The organism is Dyadobacter sp. 3J3, assembly GCF_009801115.1.
Classification (GTDB): domain Bacteria; phylum Bacteroidota; class Bacteroidia; order Cytophagales; family Spirosomataceae; genus Dyadobacter.
The window spans coordinates 298,966-321,866 of the sequence record NZ_VTOL01000004.1 but is presented as its reverse complement, the minus strand read 5'-3'; the positions used below and the strand labels follow the sequence as shown (position 1 = coordinate 321,866).

Sequence of the window (22,901 nt, the reverse complement as noted above, 5' to 3'; positions counted from 1 at the left end):
AATATGGTACTGCGGGATATTTTATTTTTACAGCCCTTATTTATTCAGTAACATCGAAATAGACAATATTTTAATACAACATCAATTAAATGCCCTGAGGATAAAAGAAGTACTTCAAAAGCCAAACTAATATTTTAAATTTGCCAGAATTTTGGCCTCAGGCTCACACTATTTATAAATTTATTCACGGGAATAATGCTTAAACATATACTAATGCTTGATAAACTTTTTACTTCTTATTTTCTTCGGGCCTGGCTGTTTCTTACTTTAATCCCTTTAGGCTTAAGTGCCCAAATCAAAATTACCTCCCCAGTAGAAAGAGCCGTTTATCAGCGTGAAATGAACGGACAAGCTACTGTTTCAGTTACAGGAAATTTTACAGTGCCAGTTGATAAAGTTGAAATTCGTGCAGTACCCGCTGCTCCGGGACAGGCTGTTGATACCTTCTCTGCATGGGTCCTTTTGCAGGACAAACCGGCAGGAGGTGTTTTTAGCGGCACTATCCGGCTTTTGCAAGGCTGGTACACTTTAGAAGTAAGAGGATCTAAAGATGGCAAACTGGTTGGTCCTCCGTCAGTAATTTCCAGAATGGGTGTCGGAGAGGTTTTTATAATCGCAGGCCAGTCAAATGCACAGGGAATTGATTACACAAGCCCTCCGGCAACGGACGATAGAGTTAATTATATTGATCAGGACAATTCAGTAAACTCGGTAAATAATCCGCCCTATCCAATTTTCAAAAAAGTAGATTCCAAGATAGTAACCATGGGGCCAAGAGGAAAAGGAGCCTGGTGCTGGGGAATATTGGGCGATTTGCTTACCAAAAAACTTAACGTCCCTGTGTTGTTTATCAATACTGCCTGGGAAGGAACCGCAATCAAAAACTGGCAGGAAAGTAGTCAGGGATTGAAAACCCAAAATTCTTTTGGATTTATTTATCCCCCGCAAATGCCTTATGGAAACCTCAGAATTTCCATGCAGAACTATGGCAAAGAATTTGGTGTTCGCGCCATATTATGGATGCAGGGAGAAACCGATACTTATCCGCTCGCAACTACTTATGATGATTACAGAACGCGTTTGCAGGCATTAATAGACAAACTTAGCGCAGATATCGGAGGGCCTGTGACCTGGGTCATTGCCCGTACTTCAAGAATTGCCAATGACAGTGGCGCATCCATTACAAGTCCGGCTGTTATAGGTGCACAAAATGCCGTAATTAACCGTATTTTCAGCTCTGCATATCCTGGCCCTGAAACGGATGCGTTATTTCCGCAAAGAGCAGATGGAACCCACTTTGCAGGAACTGCTGGCGTAACGATTCTTGGAAATGCATGGAATGACGTTCTTTCAAATAATTTCTTTGCAACCGTAAGCCCACTTGCACTGGCACCCGTTCCGATATTGACAAGTGTTTGCGGCTCTAATAATACTTCACTCGTTTTGAGCTTGCCGGAAGGATATTCATCTTATTCATGGCTGCCGGGAGGTTCCACAGGAAGAACCTTAACAGTAACAAATCCGGGAGAATACAGCGCATTGGTAAAAGACGCTTCCGGGAATATTGTACATAGCCAAAAGCTGGTGGTTGAATCATCCATCAAACCAGTTACACCAACGATCTTACAGTCTGGCTCGCAACAGGCTTGTGCGGATTCAGCGTTTACGTTTTCAGTAAACGGGAATGATGCATATAGCTGGTACAAACAAGGGACGACAGCAGTTCTGGCAACAGGTTCAGCTTATGCGGTATCCGAAGCCGGAAGCTTTTTAGTAAAAAGTCAGAATGTATTCGGGTGCGTTTCTGATAACTCCGCAGTTGCATCACTCATTATACGTCCGGCACTTCCAAAACCAACCATTACAAAATCAGGACCTTTTACGATTATGGCTTCTGTTTCACAAGCTGGCCTTAATGAGCAATACGACTGGAAAAGAGGTGAGAAAATTTTATTAAGCCATTCCAATATTATCAAAACCGATACTTCCGGTAAATATGCGGCCCGTGCAAAAGTGAATTACACATTAGGAAGTAATTCCAAGACCTGCTACTCAGCATATTCAGATTCGGAAGAAATTGTAACAAATGAAAAAAATGACGTTGTGATTTTCCCGAATCCAGGATTGGTTGATGAACTTTACATTGAGTCGCGTGACAACATGAAAAATGCAGAAATCACGGTTTATGACATTTCAGGAAGGATTGTGATCACACAAACACAGGATTTAACAAGCCGTGTAAGAATTCAGGTTAAAAATCTTTCAACAGGTAAATATATCATTCGCGTGAAAAACGATGAAGTTGATTTGAAGAAACAAATTATGATTAAATAAATATTTTTTCTTTGATATTTACTAAATAAGCCATGAGCAATCGTGGCTTATTTAGTATGATACTAATTTGGTAAAAGAAAAAGTAAAGAATTTGATTGATAAATTTGCAAAGGCTAATTTTGACAGTAATAATGGTTTCCCAATTTGCAATCTTCCGGGTTGTCAAAAGCAGACCACAAATTGAAATCCAAAATCAATGAATAATAACTATCTTCCTTCGGACTATTTACCCATTATTGTTCAGTTTCTTCTGGCTGCGGGATTTATTGGCGGCACGATGATTGTAACGCATATGATCGGGCCAAGCCGCAAAAGCAAACTCAAGGACGATCCTTTTGAATGCGGGATTCCATCTGTTGGGGATGCAAGAACACCAATCTCCGTTAAGTACTTCTTAATAGCTATTTTATTTGTACTTTTTGACGTTGAAGTGATTTTCATGTACCCCTGGGCAGTCAATTTCAAACAATTGGGAATGTTTGGGTTTGTAGAGATGTTGTTGTTTATGGCATTACTTCTTTCCGGGTTTTATTACATTATCCGCAAAGGCGTTTTGAATTGGGAAGAGTAGATTATAAATCATTGTAATCAAAAAGGTTATGAAAGAAGTAACAATAGCGGAAGCACCGCAAGGACATAGCGGATCAGGATTTTTTGCAACATCATTTGACGAAGCAATCGGTCTTGCCCGGAGTTACTCCCTGTGGCCATTACCATTTGCAACTTCTTGCTGTGGTATTGAATTTATGGCTACCATGGGTGCTCATTATGATATATCACGTTTCGGATCGGAACGTCCAAGCTTTTCACCACGTCAGGCAGATTTGCTTATGGTGATGGGGACTATTGCTAAAAAAATGGCCCCTGTCGTTAAGCAGGTTTACCTTCAGATGGCAGAACCTCGTTGGGTTTTGGCTGTTGGGGCTTGTGCATCAAGCGGTGGGATTTTTGATACATACAGCGTTTTGCAGGGAATTGACAGAATTATTCCTGTTGATATCTATGTACCTGGCTGCCCTCCCCGTCCCGAACAAATCATTGACGGATTGATGGGAATCCAGAAACTGGCTCAAAACGAAAAACTTCGCCGTAGAAATACCGACGAATATCAGGAACTGTTAGCATCCTACAACATACAATAATTACCTATGCTAAGCAATCAGGAAGTAGCCGAAGAGCTATTAGGGAAATTTGGTGATCAGGTATTTGACTTCGAGGAGCCTTATGGAATGCTGACACTCTCGACAACCCGGGAACAAATTATTCCGGTCCTTGACTATTTGAACAAGCATAAAAATTACCAGATAAACTTCCTTACGGATTTGACAGGTGTGCACTATCCTGACAATACCGACAAGGAATTTGCTGTTGTTTATCACGCGCACAGCTTTATCCATAATTTCAGGATCCGTATTAAGGTTTTCATCGCCGAAGCAGATATTCATATTCCAACCGCAACGGTACTTTACGCCAGCGCAAACTGGATGGAGCGTGAAACTTATGACTTCTACGGAATTCTTTTTGACGGTCATCCCAATCTGGTACGTATTCTGAACATTGAGGAAATGGATTATTTCCCGATGCGTAAGCAATATGCGCTTGAAGATGCTACACGTGAAGATAAAATTGATGCGCTTTTTGGTCGATGACCCTATCAGGAAAAGAGTAAGTTATGGCAGATATCGAATTATTACCGCATAATGTTCCAACTCAATCAGAATTACCTGAATTGATAGAGGAACTTACTACCCTAAACCTTGGTCCTACCCACCCGGCAACCCACGGTATTTTTCAGAACATCCTGCAAATGGATGGAGAAAAAATCGTTTCCGGCGAACAGACCATTGGTTATATACACAGAGCTTTCGAAAAAATTGCTGAAAGACGTCCGTACTATCAGCTGACTACGCTTACCGACCGCATGAACTATTGCTCGTCGCCAATCAATAATTTTGGATGGCATATGACGATGGAAAAGTTTTTGCAGATAGAAGTTCCAAAACGTGCGCAATATATCCGCGTCATCATGATGGAGCTTGCCCGTATTTCGGATCACCTGATTTGTAATAGTATTTTGGGTGTGGATTCGGGTGCGTTTTCAGGTTTCCTTTACGTAATGCAAAAACGTGAGGATATTTATGAAATCTACGAAGAAGTCTGCGGTGCGCGTCTGACAACAAATATGGGACGTATCGGTGGTATGGAGCGTGACTTGTCAAGTACAGCGATCCGTAAGATTCGTGAATTTATCACGACATTTCCACCCGTTTTGCGTGAGTTTGAAAAACTGATGAGCCGTAACCGTATTTTTATGGACCGGGTTATTAATGTTGGACCAATTTCACTGGAACGAGCACTTTCATACGGTTTTACAGGACCAAATTTGCGTGCAGCCGGGTTGGATTATGACGTTCGTGTGATGAATCCTTATTCGTCTTATGAAGATTTTGATTTCAGCATCCCTATCGGACAAAGCGGTGATACTTTTGACAGGTATAATGTACGCATTGAAGAAATGTGGCAAAGTCTGAAAATAGTAGAACAGGCTTTGGAAAATCTTCCAGTTGGCCCTTATTTCGCTGATACCCCTGAATATTATCTTCCTGCTAAAAAAGAAGTTTATAGCAATATGGAGGCACTGATCTACCATTTTAAAATTGTAATGGGAGAAATAGATGCGCCAATTGGGGAAGTTTACCACGCAGTGGAAGGCGGAAACGGAGAACTTGGTTTTTACATGATCAGCGATGGTGGAAGAGCTCCTTATCGTTTGCACTTCCGTCGCCCGAGTTTTATATATTACCAGGCCTTCCCTGAAATGTGCAAAGGAAGCACGCTTTCAGATGCTATTCTTACAATGAGTAGCCTGAACGTTATTGCAGGAGAATTGGACGCATAAAATCAGATTGATTATTTGATTTTCAAAAGATCGCATTAGAAATGACTGAAACACCAAATCCCGTTGCGTTTACCCCGGAACGACTTGCGAAAGTAAAAGAAGTAATTACACGTTATCCGGAAGGTCGCCAAAAATCGGCCTTACTTCCTGTTTTACATATTGCCCAGGAACAATGGGGGTGGGTTAGCAGTGAAGTGATGGATTACGTTGCTGAAATATTAAGTATCGAACCGGTAGAAGTTTATGAGGTAGCATCATTTTATACGATGTATCACCTTGATCCGGTTGGGAAACATGTAATTGAATATTGCCGTACGGGCCCTTGTTGCCTGATGGGTGGTGAAGAAATATATGATTATCTGAAACAAAAACTGGGTATTCAGGCGGGAGAAACAACGGCTGATGGTCTGTTTACGATCAAAGAAGTAGAATGTCTTGCAGCTTGTGGCTGGGGACCGGTTTTCCAGATTCGTGAGCAGTTCTACATGAACCTGACCCGCGAACGTGTTGATGAGATCATTGAAGAGTTGAGTAAATAAGCCTTTTATAAGCTGAAAATAGTATTCTGAAAATGGCTACAAAAATATTAACGGAGCATATCAATGTTCCAGGTATTGAAACCTTCGAGGTATACCGCAAACAAGGCGGTTATGCTGCTGTTGAAAAAGCAATAAAAACCATGTCCTCGGAAGAGGTTGTGGAAGAAGCTAAGAAATCCGGTATACGCGGACGAGGTGGTGCAGGATTTCCAATGGGGATGAAATGGGGCTTTTTGGCAAAACCAGAAGGGGTTCCCCGTTATTTAGTTTGTAATGCTGATGAATCAGAGCCTGGTACTTTCAAAGATCACCACCTGATGAAATCGATTCCTCACTTACTTATTGAAGGAATGATCGTTTCCAGCTATGCTTTGGGAGCGAATAAGTCTTTTATATATGTTCGTGGCGAACTTATGTATGTGATCAGAATCCTTGAAAAGGCCATCGAAGAAGCGAAAGTAAATGGTTTTTTGGGTAAAAATATATTAGGAAGCGGTTATGACCTTGAACTTGTCGTTCAGTCAGGTGGTGGCGCTTACATCTGTGGAGAAGAAACTGCCTTGCTGGAATCCTTGGAAGGCAAAAGAGGAAATCCTCGTAACAAACCACCATTTCCTGCGGTAAAAGGCTTGTATCAAAGTCCAACGGTGGTAAATAACGTTGAATCCATCGCGAATATGCCCTGGGTTATCAACCATGGTGGTGATGCTTATGCTGCCATTGGAATTGGTCGCAGTACTGGTACGAAACTTATTTCTGCTTCGGGTCATATTCAAAAACCCGGCGTTTATGAAATCGAATTGGGACTTGGTGTTGACGAATTCCTTAATTCAGATGAATATTGTGGAGGTATCCGCAAAGGACATTATTTGAAAGCATTGGTCGCCGGAGGTTCCTCAGTTCCTATTTTACCTGCACATTTGATTACAAAAACAGCAGCTGGTGAAGATCGGTTGATGAGTTATGAATCACTGTCTGACGGCGGTTTTGCAACTGGAACCATGATGGGCTCAGGTGGTTTTATTGTTTTTGATGAAACAGCTTGTATCGTTCGTAATACCTGGAATTTCTCCCGTTTTTATCACCACGAATCATGTGGACAATGCAGCCCTTGCCGTGAAGGTACAGGCTGGATGGAGAAAGTTCTTCACCGTATTGAACATGGTCACGGAAGTTTGCATGATATTGATCTGCTTGTTGATGTGGCTAAAAAAATCGAAGGGAATACAATTTGTCCGTTAGGTGATGCAGCTGCCTGGCCAATCGCCAGTGCAATCCGTCATTTTCGCGAGGAATTTGAATGGCATATCAACAGCCCGAAAGAAGCTACCCAGCCAGGTGCTGTATTTATGGGTGCTGTATTGGCCTGATTTTAAGAGGTTAAAATACCAAATGTCCTGTTTTATTTATTCTTTTAAAACAGGATCGGATATAGATTAAGTAACTAAGACGATTATTGAAGTCTTGATATGGAAGAAGTAAAACCTCAGTTAATAAAAATAACTTTCGACGGCATTGAGGTCGAAGTGGAACCGGGAACTACCATCATGCAGGCGGCACGTAAAATTGCCGAAGCAGATGAGAGCCAGGGACATTTGGTACCTCCTGCCATGTGTTATTACAAACCGCTTCCGACATCAGGCGGTAAATGCCGTGCTTGTCTGGTTCGTGTGGCCGCAGGTTCTGCAAAAGATCCTCGTCCGATGCCTAAGCTGGTTCCGTCATGTATTACGCAGGTTCAGGAAGGAATGATCGTTGAAAATACAACGAATCCGTCTGTACTTGATACGCGTAAAAGCATTGTTGAATTCCTGTTGATTAACCATCCGCTTGACTGTCCGGTTTGTGACCAGGCTGGTGAATGTCATCTTCAGGATTTCTCTTTTGAGCACGGTTCGGTAAAAACACGCTACGAAGAAGACCGCAGAACTTTCGACAAAATAGATATTGGACCATTTGTTCAGCTTCACATGACACGTTGCATTTTGTGCTACCGTTGTGTTTACACAGCTGACCAGATTACAGACAAACGTGTGCACGGGGTAATGAACCGCGGGGATGCTTCTGAAATCAGTACTTATATCGAAAAAGCAATTGATAATGATTTCTCAGGAAACGTAATCGATGTTTGCCCGGTGGGTGCGTTGACAGATAAAACGTACCGTTTCAAAAGCCGTGTGTGGTTCTCAAAACCGGAAGATGCACACTGCGATTGCGACAAATGCAGCGGAAAAGTTACACTTTGGTATCGTGGTGATGAAGTGATACGTGTTACAGCCCGCAAAAATATTTGGGGTGAAGTGAACGAGTTCATTTGCAACAAATGCCGTTTCGAGCGTAAAAAAACAAGCGACTGGGTTATCGAAGGACCAACCAAAGTGAAACGCAGTTCGGTTATTTCTGCCAATAAGTATCGTAAAGATCTTATCGCAAAACCTGATTTCTCACTTAGACTTGCCGCAAGTCAATTCAAGCCAATTGACGATGAGCGTGAGTATACAACGGATATTGAAACAGTTCGCCATCAGAGCATAGAAAATAACGATAAGGCAAATCATCGTTCGCTATTAACAGATAACAGAAATTAATTTCTGCCATCATTATTTAACTGTGAAGTAAAAAAATGGAATTAACGGAGTTTATTATCAAAACAATAACAATTCTGGTTGTTTTTGTTCTAACACTGGTAATCGCAATGTACTCGACCTGGGGAGAGCGCAAAGTGGCTGGTTTTATTCAGGACCGGATGGGACCAAACAGAGCGGGACCGGGCGGATTATTACAACCTTTGGCGGATGCTGGTAAAATGTTCTTTAAAGAAGATTTTATTCCTGCGCTTGCTAACAAATGGTTATTTATCTCCGGACCAAGTTTAGCGATGTTGACAGCTTTACTTGCCAGTGCGGTAATTCCTTTTGGTAGCACTTTCCGTTACGGCGGCGTTGAAGTTGTTCTTCAGGGCGTTGAATCCAATATTGGTATACTTTACGTTTTTGGCGTTGTTGCCTTGGGCGTTTATGGAATTATGATTGGTGGCTGGGCTTCGAACAACAAGTTTTCGCTACTTGGAGCGATTCGTGCAGCTTCTCAAAATATTAGTTACGAGGTGGCAATGGGACTTTCCCTGATTGCTATTCTGATGATGAGCAGCTCTTTATCACTTGGTGATATTGTTGCCCAGCAACATGGTGGAAACTGGAATATCTTCTATCAGCCATTGGGTTTCATCATTTTCCTTACCTGTTCTTTTGCAGAATGTAACCGCGTTCCTTTCGATTTACCGGAATGTGAAACGGAGCTTGTAGGTGGATACCATACAGAATACGGAAGTATGAAACTTGGATTTTACCTGTTCGCAGAATATATTAACATGTTTGTTTCGTCTGCTATTATTTCTGTCCTTTATTTTGGAGGCTATAACTATCCCGGAATGGATTGGGTATACAACCAATTGACTGCGTCATTGGGTACAACAACAGGCCACAACATTGCTACCTTGATCGGTACGGGCGTATTCTTTGGAAAAGCTTTATTCTTCATCTTCTTCTACATGTGGGTTAGATGGACACTTCCACGTTTCCGCTATGACCAGTTGATGAATTTAGGCTGGAAAAAACTGATTCCATTGGCTATCTTTAATATTATCATCACCGGAGCAAGTGTGCTTTTCCTGAAGCCATTTATTACTGCTTTGTTGAAATAAGTAACAAAAAATCCCTATTGCCATGCAATTGACAAATCGCTCTAAGCAAGTAAGCAATAAAGAAATGACGCTGATGGAACGCGCTTACATACCTGCTATTGCAACAGGTCTGGCGATTACCTTGAAGCACTTTTTCGCCAAGAAAGTAACGATACAATATCCCGAAGTAAAACGGTATTTAGGTCCGGTTTTCCGTGGGAGGCATATACTTAAAAGAGACGCCGAAGGTCGTGAGCGTTGCACAGCCTGTGGATTATGTGCAGTGGCCTGCCCTGCAGAAGCAATTTCTATGGTTGCCGCTGAACGTGAAAAGGGAGAGGAAACACTTTACAGAGAGGAAAAATACGCTGCGGTTTATGAAGTAAACATGCTTCGCTGCATTTTCTGCGGATTATGTGAGGAAGCTTGTCCAAAACAAGCAGTATATTTACGTCATGATGAGTTTATACCTGTGTTCAATGACCGTAATCAGGTGATCTGGGGGAAAGATTTATTGGTAGAAGATATGAACAATCGCTATACCCGTGAAGCCTGGACCAAAGAAGAAGCTCACATCCTGGATGCTAAAAGAGCAAATGGTGAAGTTACTAACGTTGTTCCAAGAGCTATTCCCTGATTTCTGAAAATATCGAATCAGCAATTCAAAAATATTATGAATCCGACGCTATCATTTTTTTACTTTTTGTCTTTTCTAACTGTGCTTAGTGCCTTGATGGTTATTCTGTCAAAAAACCCTATTCACAGTGTTCTTTACCTGATTTTGACGTTCTTTACGCTGTCAGGACATTATATTTTATTGAATGCTCAATTCCTTGCCGCAGTAAATATTATTGTTTACGCAGGTGCAATCATGGTATTATTCCTTTTTGTGATCATGTTCCTTAATGTGAAGGATATTCATGAAGAATCAAAAAATAGTCTGACCAAGATTGCGGCCGCAATTGTAGGTGGAACAGTATTCGTTATTCTTTTCGGAGCGTACCGCAAAACAATCATTGCCCCGGCAGATCCAAATACGTTCGATTCTCAGGTCGGGATGATCGAAAGTTTGGGGAAACTTCTTTTCCGTGAATATTTACTTCCTTTCGAATTAGCTTCTATTTTACTTTTAGTAGCGATGGTAGGTGCGGTGATGTTGGGTAAGAGAGAAATTGGGGAGAGACATTTCTGATAAAAAAACGAGATACACTAGTAAACAAAAGCGGATCGTAACTGATTCGCTTTTTGTTTACGACTCTTATTTTTTCAATTTATCTTCAAGATCTTCAATGGGAAAAAAGATCATCTTTCTTCCCATTGTTCTCACTTTGATATATCCTTTATCTACTAAATCCAGTAAATCTGTTCTTGCGGTTTGATTAGCAATTCCGAATTTTGATTCGATTTCCTTAATACTGATAGTTTGATCCTTGTCTCGTAAAAAGTCCTTAATAATATCTATTTGTCTTTCATTAAAATCTTGATTAACAATAAGAGAAAATACTTTTCTTCGATCTTCAACTGTCCAATTTATATATGCCTGGAGCTCAGTCAACGATTGTTTCAAGGTTTTCAAATTAAAATCGATAAAGTAGGTAAGATCATTGTTGTCAAATTCTGAATGCAAATATGCCTTTGCGTATTGACTTGGGGCTTGTAAAAGTATTCGGGAAATAGATAAATATTCAATAAGCCAATATTTTCTTGACAATAAAAACCAATAAAATAATGCACGGGCAGTCCGGCCATTTCCGTCAACGAAGGGATGGATATAACCAATCAAAAAGTGCAAAATGATTCCACGAATAATTGGATGAATAAACTCGCTTTCATTATCTTCATTTGCAAAATTACAAACTGCTTCCATTAATTTTTCAAGCAATTCGAAATCAGGCGGTGTATAAAATACTTCTCCCGTAATAGAGTCTACTATCTGAACTTCGTTGTTACTTCTAAAATTTCCTTCATTTGCTTCATTTTTCAAAGTTCCTTTTGTAACTGTTGCATGAATATCACGAATTAGATCAACACTAAGCTCTTCATTCTTTAACTCCAATACCCTACGAATTGTTAAGTAATTATTCAAAACCATTTTTTCAGCTTCGTTTCTAGGCTCACGTTGGCTTCTAAGCATTTGTTTGGCCTTTTCCCGTGTAGTAGCTGCTCCTTCCAATAAACTTGAAGCTATCGCTTCTTCCATAATAGAACTTATCAGATACCTATTTTTATTCTCCTGCGGAATTATTCCCACCCCCTGCATATTTCCACCAAGGTTCATATCAAATTCATGAAGTAACCTCAATGACCGTTCCGTTGAAGTATAACTAAACTCAAATCCAGTAACAGAACTGATTACCACTCTTGAAGAGGATTGACTTCTTCTTAACTTTACGATCTTCCAAAGTGATACTGGATTAACATCTTTTAGTTTAGAATCTCCCTTTACTTTATATTTAAAGGTTTCCCAATAAGGATAATCCTTTTCTATTAAATTTAATGAAGCCTGAACTGCAACATCTGTCATAAGTGTTACTATTTCCTTAGCATCTTTATCAAAATCTATTACACTAACTGGTGTTGGCTCTGGCTTTTTCATAAGTAATGTATTACTAGTTATTACTAATTCTTTTAAAATTAGTAATAACTAGTAATAGAATGTAATACTTTGAAATAATATCTTAATACATATTCTACAATCAAGATAATTTACAGCTAACGTTCAATAAAAAGGAGCTACTTCTTTCGAAATAGCTCCTTTCCAAATCTTCTATACTTAATTATCTAATCTTCTACTCCACCTCAGCATAAGCCTCAACCGGAATACAAGAACAAATCAAATTTCTGTCTCCAAAGGCACTGTCGACACGACTAACACTTGGCCAGAATTTATTGAAACGTAAATGAGGTAATGGGAAAGCAGCTTTCTCACGTCCGTAAGCATGTTCCCAAATATCCGCTAAAACGACACGTGATGTATGAGGAGCATTTTTAAGCACGTTATCAACTCTATCGGCAATACCTTCTTCCACTTCACGAACTTCATTTCTGATCGCGATCATGGTATCGCAGAAACGGTCCAGCTCCGCTTTTGATTCTGATTCCGTTGGTTCGATCATTAAAGTACCAGCCACCGGGAAAGATAATGTCGGTGCATGGAAACCGTAATCCATCAAACGTTTTGCAAGATCTTCTGCTTCAACACCAAATGCTTTAAAAGGACGACAGTCCAAAATCATCTCATGGGCGCAACGTCCGTTGGTTCCTGTGTAAAGAACTTCGTAATGACCTGCAAGACGTTCCTTGATATAGTTAGCATTCAGGATTGCATATTTCGTAGCGTTGGTAAGTCCTTCACTACCCATCATTGCAATGTACGCGTACGAGATGGTAAGAATACTAGCACTACCATAGGGCGCTGCAGAAACTGCTCCTGCTTGTCCGGCTACTAAATGTTCTGACTGTTTTCCAAGATTCACGTGTCCAGGAAGGAATGGAATTAAATGCTCTCCAACACCAATTGGCCCAACACCTGGTCCGCCTCCTCCGTGAGGAATACAGAACGTTTTATGAAGGTTCAAGTGACAAACGTCAGCCCCGATCGAAGCTGGACTTGTCAAGCCAACCTGTGCATTCATATTGGCACCATCCATATAAACCTGTCCGCCAAATGAATGGATCATTGAACAGATTTCAATGATACTTTCTTCGTAAACACCGTGTGTGGAAGGATATGTCACCAATAGACAAGAAAGTGAATCTTTGTATTGTTCCGCTTTTGCTTGTAAATCCGCAACATCGATATTTCCACGTTCGTCACATTTTGTAACAACCACTTTCATGCCCGCCATAACAGCTGACGCAGGATTTGTTCCGTGTGCAGAAGAAGGAATCAAGGCTACATTACGGTGGTGATCTCCTCTGCTTTCATGGTAACCACGAATAGCCATCAATCCTGCATATTCTCCTTGCGCTCCCGAATTTGGCTGCATTGACATGGCTGCAAAACCAGTGATTTCACATAACCATGCGCTTAATTCAGCAACTAGTTGTCCATATCCTAATGCCTGATTTGCTGGAACAAATGGATGCAACGATCCAAATTCCGGCCAGGTCAAGGGAATCATTTCAGCCGTTGCATTCAGTTTCATTGTACAGCTTCCCAAAGAAATCATCGAATGAACCAAAGAAAGATCTTTGCTTTCAAGTGATTTCAGGTAACGAAGCATTTCATGTTCCGTATGGTAAGAACTGAAAACAGGATGCGTCAAATAACTTGATGTACGAACGAGATTTTCAGGAATGTTAAAATCCATTTCTTCATCAATCACCATCTCTCCCTGAAATCCGGAAACTTCGGCAAACAGGTTAAGAAGCGCGATCACATCGTCAAAACTTTTAGCCTCATCGAAAGAGACACTGACACTATCGTCTTTATTATAACGAAGATTAATCGCCCACTTCAATGCATTCTCTCTAAGCTTGGCCGAAAGAGATGTTTTGATAGTAACCGTATCAAAATAATTTGTCGTAACGACATCATAGTGGAATTTCTTGATCGTCTCCACAAATAAACGTGTCAGTCCGTGTACACGGGAAGCAATGTTTTTAATTCCTTCCGGACCGTGGTAAACGCTGTATGCTCCTGCAATTACCGCCAATAAAACCTGTGCAGTACAAATATTAGAAGTTGCTTTTTCACGACGAATATGTTGCTCACGTGTTTGAAGCGCCATTCTCAACGCACGATTTCCCTCTGCATCAACAGAAACTCCAATAATACGCCCAGGAATACTGCGTTTAAATGAATCTTTTGTAGCAAAAAATGCTGCATGGGGCCCACCATAACCCATCGGAACCCCAAAGCGCTGAGAAGAGCCTACAACAACGTCAGCGCCCATTTCACCAGGCGCCTTTAATAATGTCAATGCGAGCAAGTCAGCTGCAACTGCAACAGTAATGTTCACATCATGTGCCGCAGCTATGAAATCTGTATAGTCAATAACTTCACCATTGGTTGCCGGATATTGTACCAATACGCCATATAGATTTTCGTCTGTCAAATCTACGGTTGCGTGGTTTCCAACAATAACTTTAATCCCAATTGGATTAGCTCTTGTATAAACTAAATCGATTGTTTGTGGATGACAAAGTTCGGAAACGAAAAATGTGTCTGCTTTTTTCTTCGCACCCGGACGAAGGCTATGAAGCATCGTCATCGCTTCTGCCGCTGCGGTTGCTTCATCCAAAAGAGAGGCATTTGCAATTTCCATCCCCGTAAGATCTGTAATAACAGTCTGGAAATTCAGAAGCATTTCCAATCTTCCCTGGGCAATTTCCGCTTGGTAAGGCGTATACGCTGTATACCATGCTGGATTTTCAAGAATATTTCTTAGGATTACATTCGGCGTGATCGTATCGTAATAACCCGTTCCGATATAAGTTTTCAGGATCGCATTCTTACGCGCCAGTTTCTTGATCCCGTCCAAAAAATCTTTTTCAGATTTTGGATTCGGCAAATTCAAAGGCTTTTGCAGGCGAATGGCTGCCGGAAGCGTTTGTGCGATCAATTCATCCAGAGAAGATGCTCCAACCGTGCGCAACATTTCCTGTAATTCCTGCTCATTCTTACCGTGATGACGGTTTTCGAATTTATCCTGGCTTCGAAGATTGATTTTCATTATTTGGGCTAACGAGACCGTTATATAGTTGGTTATAAAATACAAAAGTAAGCAAATCCAAGCAAATCTCAGAGAGATTGTCGGGAATGCTTACTCTTGAATATGTTCAAAAATCAATAAATTTTTCTTTTTAATGTTTAGGACACCCGCAGTCTGTTTTGCGCTTGAATATTCCAAGGAATTTTTTGGATTTCGGTTTTTGATATCCTCTGTTTTTCTTCCTGTTATTAGAAAACATTTCTGACTTAACATGCTTCGGAGAAGCCTTCACTTCCTGAACACCAGAAAAGCCCAAAAGAAATCCCGACAGGAGAAATAATGCAACAAATTTTTTCATAACTCTATAAATTAAACCCTTTAACCTGAATATTGAACGAGTTTAGTCGTCTTGCAAGTATGTAAAACAGAACATTAAAATCCTGATTTACAAAGATCTTTATTATTCTTAACCTTTAACCAACTCAATGATCGTAATCTCAGGCAAAATACCTACACGCCCGGGGTATCCCAAATAACCGAATCCCCGATTTACATAAAGATGCTGGTTGTTTTCAGTGTATAAACCTGCCCATTCCTTGTAACGATATTGAACAGGACTCCATTTTATTCCTGCCACTTCAACCCCAAACTGCATTCCATGGGTATGACCGGCAAATGCTAAATCAATATCATTATACTTTGGCAAAACCTGAGCGCGCCAGTGACTTGGATCATGGGAAAGTAATATTTTAACAGGGTAATCTTCTGTACCCTGACAGGCTTTGTCAAGATTACCATATTTAGCAAAATTTCCTGCTCCCCAGTTCTGAATTCCGATTAATCCGATTTCTTCATTATCGACGCGAATCGCGCGGTTCTCATCCAGCATCAGATTCCAACCCAACAATTGATGTGCTTTTTTCAAATCAGCAAGGTTACGATCTTTTTCCTGTTGTGAGCTCCATTGATAATAATCTCCATAATCGTGATTACCCAGGGTCGAGTGCACACCAAGCGGTGCTTTCACTTTTTCAAAAATGTTGATATAATCCTTTACTTCAACGGCGCGGTCATTTACTAAGTCACCGGTAAAAAATGCAATGTCCGGTTTTTCTCTGAGCAACATTTCAACACCACCTTTTACGGCAGTTTTATTGAAAAAACTACCCGAATGAATATCAGAAAGCTGAGCGATTTTCATTCCATGGAATGCTTTTGGCAGATTTTTCAATACAACCTTCACGCGGCGTATCCGGTAGTCATGAGCGCCGGATAAAATTCCGAATGCAAAAGTGCCCATCAAAGCCGTTCCTGCCACCAAAGCAGTAGTCTCCAAAAATTGAGAACGGGGAATTCCAGGCTCCGCCATAGTTGTTGGAGTAACCGGCGCAACGGATGGAATAAAATGACCAACAATCCATTGGATCAAACGTCGAACGTCATCAATCAACAAAAAGAAAACCACAAGCAGTTTCGACAAATAAGGGATTGCGATGCCTGCGATGATGAAAGTTCTGGTGATTCGGTTAAAAAAGTCAGCAGGCAAAAACTGCATCATCACGTAAGCAAACAAGGTTAAAGAAGTAAATCCCCAATAGGCAAGGGTAATCCACCTTTGCGTCGGCTGGGAAAGATTCCGGATTACAAAACGTAAAGCCTGCCAGACATACCAGTCGATGCCAAAAAGCACAACTGTTAATAGTATAAAAAAAAGAGTGCGATTCATTCCAGTCAAAAAGGTGTATATGACGAAATTAACATCCAATCCGTTTTTCTCGTTCGTATACAGAAAACTTTATTGATTAAAATAGTTTTGAAGGAAAAAAATTAACGTTGAACGGTAAGGATATTTACGTAAAAGATGGAATTTTGTACTTTTGGACTTCATTAAAATTTTCTGTTATGCCTGATTTCGATTTTAAACGTTTCCATATCCGTTCCATGAACGCCGCTTCGGGCGAAGAGCGTGCCGCTATAAATCAGGAATTGAAGGATATTTACGCGTCACTTTCCGAGGAAGACAAAACGGTTTTCAACGAACAACTTCAAAAATTTCTTATTAGTGAAACTGCTCGTGTGAAGTCAGATTACGAATCTATTCACGGTTTGAATAGCCCTAATTAATTCTCTGGCTATTAGCTTAAAACACAAAACCCAAGGCTGGCAGCATGTTATAATGTCAACAGATTCCGCAGCTACTTTCTAATTTAAAGTTGGATCAATCGGATAATGCGCAATTGAGCGATACTCACCTCCCATATTTTTCAGAATTTCCCGCCAGAAATTAGCCGGTGGTGTTGTAAATAAAAAATCAGCCGTCGTTTGCGTTATGATCCATGAATTCTGGGATAACTCATCTTCAATCTGTCCACCACCCCATCCTGAATAGCCGATAAAAAACCGGACATCATCTGCTTTCAGTGAATTTATATTCAGTAGTGTTTTTACCTGATCAAAATCTCCGCCCCAAAAAACATTGGGCATGATTTCCGCCCCGCCAGAAATTAAATCAGGTTTCCGGTGAATAAAATGCAACGTATTTTTCTCAACCGGCCCGCCTAAATGCAAAGGAATATCCTGATAAATTGTATCGTCGAGAACGTCTCCTAAGAACAAGTCTGTCACTTGGTTAAGTACAAAGCCGAAACTTCCCTGGCCATTATATTCACACAACAGGATGACGCCCCGCTCAAAATTTGGATCTCCCAAATAGGGCTTGGCAATCAATAAAGAGCCTTTGGATAGATTTTCTGTCATGGCCATGATGCGTGAATTTAATTAATTAAAAAACGAAATATATTTATTTTTAAGTAACATTACCCAAGTTTTATATTTCTCGTTGATTAACGAAAAAAGGAAATATTAATTAGAAAAACGAATATATACTTATTTAAATATGGCACTGATCAGATCAGTTCGTGGAAATCATCCTGCGTTTGGAGAAAATTGCTGGCTGGCAGAAAATGCAACGGTCGTTGGAGATGTGATTATGGGCGAACACTGCACCGTTTGGTTCAATGCTGTTGTTCGGGGTGATGTCAACAGCATCCGGATTGGCAAGTATTCAAATGTTCAGGACGGAGCCGTTATTCACTGTACCTATCAAAAAAACGGGACCTATATCGGAGATTATGTTTCGATTGCACATAACGCAATCGTGCATGGCTGTACAATTGAAGATCACGTGCTGATCGGAATGGGCTCGATTGTGATGGATGGCGCCGTTATTGGTACAGGTTCCATTATAGCTGCCGGGGCTATTGTTACGCAAAACACAAAAGTGCCTCCGGGAACCATTTATGCCGGAAATCCTGCGAAATATTTGAAAGATGTTTCACCGGATTTAGGATCAATTATTGACAGAACGGCGAATAATTATATTACATATTCGGGTTGGTTTAAGGAGGAAGAATAGCATCCTGCCGATTAGTCTTCTTTCCCAATAAGAATATCCGGATTATTTTGTGTTTTCTTAAAGGATATCGTTCCAAAAAATAAAGTCATAAGCAGTGACTGAACCAAGGATGCCCAAAACCAATAGGTTGTTGGGTCAAAACTTTCCCGACCGTGAATAGCCATCAACCCTAACGCCATGACAACGACTGATCCAATGTTGAAATTTCGCTGTTTCTTGTTATAATAAACTTTCATAGTGTGTACTTTTTAGTTTCTAATTAAAAAGCTTATTCCTCAACCATTCCCTTTCTTGCGTTGAAATATCCTTTTATTACAGTAAAAGTGGTAATTGCCAAAAAGAATAAAATAATGTAATGAACATAGTCAACAATCCAGGGGAAACGCTCCCCGAATAAAAATCCACCACCAGTAAGTGCGCCAATCCAGACTGCTCCGCCAATTACGTTATTCAATAAAAACGCGGGAAATGACATTTTCGCAACACCCGCTAAAATTGGGGCAAAAGTCCGGACGATTGGTAAAAACCGGCTAACGATTAACGTCCTGCTACCATATTTATCAAAATATTTACGGGTAGTATCCAGATGTTTTTTCTTAAAAAAGAAGGAATCAGGGCGATTTTCAAACATATCCCCAAAATATTTCCCAAAAATATATCCGGTCAGCGAGCCAAGCACAGCCGCAGCAAACATACAAAGCAATAACATTCCTATTGGTACCTGCAAAATTCCGGTTCCACAAAAGACGCCTGCGAGAAATACCAGATAATCTCCAGGAAGAAAAAACGCAAAGAACAGTCCGTTTTCTGCAAAGACAATAAAAGTGATAACAAGCAAACCGCCGGTCCGGATTAATTCTTCCGAATTTAAGAGGTATTGGAAAAAATCTACAATTGAATTCATACGGTTTCACTCTAAGTATCCATTACTTTTCAGACAATGAATCACTGTATTTACGAAATGGCGGGTCTATTTACTTCGTAGCAATCATTTAATTTATTTCGATTCCTTCTGAACGAATATTTCTGTAAAGCGGCATAGTGCTATCTTCAAATTTTTTACGACTTGTTGGTACAACACTAAATACCTTCTGGTAATGACTTAAAATTCCCCCAATACAGGGGAAATTTTTGATATTTCAGTTAATGGACGAACCTCATCCTTATTTAAGACAACCAGAAAATCGACATCAGAATCATCACGAAAATCATTGCGGGCAAATGAACCAAATAAAATCACCTTATATAGTGCATCACCATACAGGCCTATCATTTCATTTTTAAATTCCTTTGAAACCATTTTGATATTCATGACTATCGCTGATTATCTTTTTCAAAACTAAGCATTTTCCGACAGTTCCAGCCAACGCATTTCTTTGTCAGACTGTGTCTGTGTTATCTCTTCAATTTGCATTGCCCATGAAGTGACTTCCACGTGAGACCCGCCATTTTCCAGTTTTTCAATCAACTGCGCTTTTTTCTTTTCCAATGAAGCCATTTCTCCTTCAAGGGTTTCAAATTCACGCTGTTCCTTAAAACTTAACTTTTTCTTTGGAGCAGCCGGAGTTACCACAACTTCTTTAACCGGAGCCGGTGCAGCGGACGGCTGGCTTTTCCCCGATGCTATATTTTTTCTCTCAGCCTCAACATCATCCTGATAATCACGAAGCTCCGTATAGTTTCCAGGGAAATCGCTTATTTTTCCTTCTCCTTCAAAAACAAAAATATGCTCTACCAAACGATCCAGGAAATATCTATCGTGAGATACGATCATGATACAGCCCGGGAAATTCATTAAAAATTCTTCCAGAACATTCAAACTCGCAATATCCAGATCGTTGGTAGGCTCATCCAGAATCAGGAAGTTTGGTTGTTTGATCAGGATCAGAAGAAGCTGTAATCTTCTCTTTTCTCCTCCGCTTAGTTTTGATATAAAATCGTATTGTTTGGAAGGAGAAAACAAAAATGCCTGTAACAAATGACCAACCGTTACCGTTTCGCCTGTTCCCAGCTGCACAACTTCCGCAACATCCTTAACGATATCAATAACGCGTTGTGTTTCATCAAAAACCAAATCCGTTTGTTTGTAATATCCAAACTGAACAGTTTCTCCTTTTGTAATTTTTCCGCTATCCGGTTCAAGTTCGCCGGTGATCATGTTCAGCAACGTGGATTTACCCATACCATTCTGACCAACAATCCCGATCCGGTCACCTTTACGGAAAGTATATTCAAAGTTTTTGATCAGCTCCCGCTCTCCAAATCCTTTGCTGACATTTTCCATTTCAATGATCTTGCTTCCCAAACGCGCCGTGCGTACGTTAAGCTCCATCTGCGTATCGAATTTCTTCTGGCTCGCCCTTTCCTTTAATTCCTCAAAAGCATCCACACGGTATTTCGCTTTTGTACCACGGGCTTTCGGCTGTTTTCTGATCCAGTCAAGTTCCTTACGCATCAGGTTCCTTGCTTTATCGATTCCTGCTGCTTCCGATTCTTCGCGTTCTGCTTTCTTTTCAAGGAAGTAAGAATAATTTCCTTTGTAAGAATAAGCCGAACCATGATCCAGTTCCAGCACCTGATTACAAACCGTGTCCAGGAAATACCTGTCGTGGGTTACAACCAGAAGCGTAGTATTTTGTGTATTCAAATATTTTTCAAGCCATTCAACCGTGTCAAGATCCAAATGGTTGGTAGGTTCATCCAGAATCAATAATTCAGGATCTTCCAAAAGTATTTTTGCCAGAGCGACACGTTTTTTCTGTCCCCCGGAAAGATTGCCGTATAAGTTTTCAGTATCATGAATTCCCAAACGCCCTAAAACCTCTTTTACCTTATATTCAAAATCCCAGGCTTTGTAAGTATCCATATCTTCCATCGCCGTGGCCAACGCATCATGATCGTCAGTTTCAATCGCGTGTTCGTATTTTTTAACAGCAATCGCAACGGGGTTATTTGAAGAAAAAATAACTTCTAAAACCGGTAATGTTACGTCAAATGAAGGGCTCTGATCCAGATAACCCACACGAATGTCTTTACGAATGCTAACGGATCCTTCCTGCGGTGGAATTTTACCTGTTAAGATGTTAAGGAAAGTTGTTTTTCCGGTTCCATTTGTTCCGATAAGTGCCACTTTATCACCACGACTGATCCCGAAATTGATATTTTTAAAAAGCCATTGGTCTCCAAAGGACTTCGCAATATTTTCTGCTGAAAGGTAATTCATAGGTAAATTTTGGATTCTATAACTACAAAGGTAGGATAGATATTAGAGAAGAAAGAAAAAATTCGTTTTCATAGGGTAAATACCATAATATTGCTACTTATTCTTTGTTATATGGTTCAATGAGAACACATTTTTAAAAATTATGCACAAAAAAATCCTTAACCTAATCCCCGTTTTTTTTCTTTGTTTAAATGCATCTGCGCAAGACAATTTCAAGAGTTATACGCAGGTAATCGGCGGAAGCCCACAAGTTTATGACATGGTTGCCATTCCGGGCGGCGAATATACCATGGGTAGCCCTGCTACCGAAAAAGGCCGCAGACCGGATGAAGGTCCTCAGCATAAAGTTAAAATTGAGCCCTTCTGGATGGGAAAAGTTGAATTAAGCTGGGATATCTACGATTTGTACGCTTTCAAAAATATGGAAAAAGAAATGGCTCTGCGCCATCCCGATCCTGAAAAAAGCGTTGCAAAAACAGATGCAAGTACACGTCCTAGCCCTCCTTATGTAGATATGTCATTTGGCATGGGTCGCGCAGGATATCCTGCTATTAACATGACACAATATGCTGCCATTCTTTTTTGCAAATGGATGTATGAAAAAACAGGCATTTTCTATCGCCTTCCAACAGAAGCAGAATGGGAATATGCTTGCAGAGCAGGATCAAAAACTGCTTATTCTTTTGGAGATGATGTTTCAAAAATTGACGAATACGCCTGGTACCGTAAAAATAGTAACTCGGCCTACAAAAAAATCGGCACCAAAAAACCGAATGCATGGGGCTTATATGATATGCATGGCAATGTGATGGAATGGACGCTTGACCAATATATTCCTGATTATTATGCCAAACAACCAGCGGGAGAAAAATTTGCACCGGTAACAGAACTTTATCCTACTGCGGTTCGCGGTGGATCATGGGATGATGAACCAGCTGATTTAAGAAGTGCGGCTCGTACGCCTTCAAAACCGGAATGGAAAGTGCTTGATCCGCAGCTTCCAAAAAGTGAATGGTGGATGACCAGCGCTTCTTTTGTAGGTTTTAGATTGGTAAGACCAGTCAAAGTGCCTTCGGCAGAAGAAATCACAAAGTATTACAGTCCTGCATTGATAGAAGATTACTGATATTTAAACTCTTAATTAAACTTTAA

The 22,901-nt window shown here is 40.5% G+C and carries 22 protein-coding genes; 14 read left to right on the top strand and 8 right to left on the bottom strand.

Going from position 1 to position 22,901, the window contains the following annotated elements:
• Nucleotides 1-213 precede the first annotated feature (213 nt).
• From FZF08_RS10975 to FZF08_RS10925, 11 genes are all read left to right on the top strand, one after another.
• Entirely contained in the window at nt 214-2,334 is a 2,121-nt protein-coding gene (locus FZF08_RS10975) for a sialate O-acetylesterase (protein ID WP_159468682.1), read from the top strand.
• A 196-nt stretch (nt 2,335-2,530) separates the two neighbouring features.
• Nucleotides 2,531-2,905: an NADH-quinone oxidoreductase subunit A gene (locus tag FZF08_RS10970; protein WP_159468681.1), complete on the top strand. Its 375-nt coding sequence runs from the start codon at nt 2,531-2,533 to the stop codon at nt 2,903-2,905.
• Nucleotides 2,906-2,933: 28 nt separating this feature from the next.
• Nucleotides 2,934-3,476 (top strand): NADH-quinone oxidoreductase subunit B, encoded by a 543-nt coding sequence (locus tag FZF08_RS10965; RefSeq protein WP_137338216.1) that lies wholly within the window; start codon nt 2,934-2,936, stop codon nt 3,474-3,476.
• Nucleotides 3,477-3,482: 6 nt separating this feature from the next.
• Nucleotides 3,483-3,983 (top strand): NADH-quinone oxidoreductase subunit C, encoded by a 501-nt coding sequence (locus FZF08_RS10960; RefSeq protein WP_159468680.1) that lies wholly within the window; start codon nt 3,483-3,485, stop codon nt 3,981-3,983.
• A gap of 23 nt (nt 3,984-4,006) precedes the next feature.
• Complete coding sequence (gene nuoD, locus FZF08_RS10955; RefSeq protein WP_159468679.1) at nt 4,007-5,233, top strand: NADH dehydrogenase (quinone) subunit D; 1,227 nt, start codon at nt 4,007-4,009, stop codon at nt 5,231-5,233.
• Between the two features lie 41 nt (nt 5,234-5,274).
• Complete coding sequence (gene nuoE, locus FZF08_RS10950; RefSeq protein ID WP_159468678.1) at nt 5,275-5,772, top strand: NADH-quinone oxidoreductase subunit NuoE; 498 nt, start codon at nt 5,275-5,277, stop codon at nt 5,770-5,772.
• A gap of 32 nt (nt 5,773-5,804) precedes the next feature.
• Nucleotides 5,805-7,142, top strand: a complete 1,338-nt coding sequence (gene nuoF / locus FZF08_RS10945; RefSeq protein WP_159468677.1) for an NADH-quinone oxidoreductase subunit NuoF — start codon at nt 5,805-5,807, stop codon at nt 7,140-7,142.
• Between the two features lie 99 nt (nt 7,143-7,241).
• Nucleotides 7,242-8,360, top strand: coding sequence for a 2Fe-2S iron-sulfur cluster-binding protein (locus FZF08_RS10940; protein WP_159468676.1), 1,119 nt, complete (start codon nt 7,242-7,244; stop codon nt 8,358-8,360).
• A 35-nt stretch (nt 8,361-8,395) separates the two neighbouring features.
• The gene (nuoH, locus tag FZF08_RS10935) at nt 8,396-9,475 is read left to right on the top strand and encodes an NADH-quinone oxidoreductase subunit NuoH (RefSeq protein ID WP_159468675.1); all 1,080 of its coding nucleotides are present in this window, start codon (nt 8,396-8,398) and stop codon (nt 9,473-9,475) included.
• Between the two features lie 22 nt (nt 9,476-9,497).
• The gene (locus tag FZF08_RS10930) at nt 9,498-10,091 is read left to right on the top strand and encodes an NADH-quinone oxidoreductase subunit I (protein ID WP_137338209.1); all 594 of its coding nucleotides are present in this window, start codon (nt 9,498-9,500) and stop codon (nt 10,089-10,091) included.
• A gap of 36 nt (nt 10,092-10,127) precedes the next feature.
• Nucleotides 10,128-10,646 carry an NADH-quinone oxidoreductase subunit J gene (locus FZF08_RS10925; RefSeq protein ID WP_137338208.1) on the top strand — a complete coding sequence of 173 codons (519 nt, stop codon included), beginning with the start codon at nt 10,128-10,130 and terminating at the stop codon, nt 10,644-10,646.
• Between the two features lie 66 nt (nt 10,647-10,712).
• On the opposite strand, the gene FZF08_RS10920 is transcribed toward FZF08_RS10925, so the two are convergent.
• The 3 genes from FZF08_RS10920 to FZF08_RS10910 all read right to left on the bottom strand — a co-directional run bounded on the left by FZF08_RS10920 (nt 10,713) and on the right by FZF08_RS10910 (nt 16,837).
• The gene (locus FZF08_RS10920; protein ID WP_159468674.1) at nt 10,713-12,050 is read right to left on the bottom strand and encodes a Fic family protein; all 1,338 of its coding nucleotides are present in this window, start codon (nt 12,048-12,050) and stop codon (nt 10,713-10,715) included.
• A gap of 193 nt (nt 12,051-12,243) precedes the next feature.
• Nucleotides 12,244-15,132 carry an aminomethyl-transferring glycine dehydrogenase gene (gene gcvP / locus FZF08_RS10915; protein ID WP_159468673.1) on the bottom strand — a complete coding sequence of 963 codons (2,889 nt, stop codon included), beginning with the start codon at nt 15,130-15,132 and terminating at the stop codon, nt 12,244-12,246.
• A gap of 445 nt (nt 15,133-15,577) precedes the next feature.
• A complete protein-coding gene (locus tag FZF08_RS10910) occupies nt 15,578-16,837 on the bottom strand; it encodes a metallophosphoesterase (RefSeq protein WP_159468672.1) in 1,260 nt (419 codons plus the stop codon).
• A 176-nt stretch (nt 16,838-17,013) separates the two neighbouring features.
• Between FZF08_RS10910 and FZF08_RS10905 the strand changes: the two genes are divergently transcribed.
• Nucleotides 17,014-17,235: a hypothetical protein gene (locus tag FZF08_RS10905; RefSeq protein ID WP_200837063.1), complete on the top strand. Its 222-nt coding sequence runs from the start codon at nt 17,014-17,016 to the stop codon at nt 17,233-17,235.
• Between the two features lie 78 nt (nt 17,236-17,313).
• Here FZF08_RS10905 and FZF08_RS10900 read toward each other — a convergent pair whose 3' ends face one another.
• Nucleotides 17,314-17,874 carry a YqgE/AlgH family protein gene (locus tag FZF08_RS10900; protein ID WP_159468671.1) on the bottom strand — a complete coding sequence of 187 codons (561 nt, stop codon included), beginning with the start codon at nt 17,872-17,874 and terminating at the stop codon, nt 17,314-17,316.
• Between the two features lie 133 nt (nt 17,875-18,007).
• On the opposite strand from FZF08_RS10900, the gene FZF08_RS10895 reads away from it, so the two are divergent.
• Nucleotides 18,008-18,526, top strand: a complete 519-nt coding sequence (locus FZF08_RS10895; protein ID WP_159468670.1) for a gamma carbonic anhydrase family protein — start codon at nt 18,008-18,010, stop codon at nt 18,524-18,526.
• A gap of 11 nt (nt 18,527-18,537) precedes the next feature.
• On the opposite strand, the gene FZF08_RS10890 is transcribed toward FZF08_RS10895, so the two are convergent.
• The 4 genes from FZF08_RS10890 to FZF08_RS10875 form a co-directional block, all read right to left on the bottom strand.
• Nucleotides 18,538-18,762, bottom strand: coding sequence for a hypothetical protein (locus tag FZF08_RS10890; protein ID WP_159468669.1), 225 nt, complete (start codon nt 18,760-18,762; stop codon nt 18,538-18,540).
• Nucleotides 18,763-18,794: 32 nt separating this feature from the next.
• Nucleotides 18,795-19,430, bottom strand: coding sequence for a DedA family protein (locus FZF08_RS10885; protein ID WP_159468668.1), 636 nt, complete (start codon nt 19,428-19,430; stop codon nt 18,795-18,797).
• 198 nt (nt 19,431-19,628) lie between these two features.
• Nucleotides 19,629-19,838: a nucleotidyltransferase domain-containing protein gene (locus tag FZF08_RS10880; RefSeq protein WP_159468667.1), complete on the bottom strand. Its 210-nt coding sequence runs from the start codon at nt 19,836-19,838 to the stop codon at nt 19,629-19,631.
• A 27-nt stretch (nt 19,839-19,865) separates the two neighbouring features.
• The gene (locus FZF08_RS10875) at nt 19,866-21,749 is read right to left on the bottom strand and encodes an ABC-F family ATP-binding cassette domain-containing protein (protein WP_159468666.1); all 1,884 of its coding nucleotides are present in this window, start codon (nt 21,747-21,749) and stop codon (nt 19,866-19,868) included.
• 142 nt (nt 21,750-21,891) lie between these two features.
• On the opposite strand from FZF08_RS10875, the gene FZF08_RS10870 reads away from it, so the two are divergent.
• Complete coding sequence (locus FZF08_RS10870; RefSeq protein ID WP_159468665.1) at nt 21,892-22,875, top strand: formylglycine-generating enzyme family protein; 984 nt, start codon at nt 21,892-21,894, stop codon at nt 22,873-22,875.
• Nucleotides 22,876-22,901: the final 26 nt, after the last annotated feature.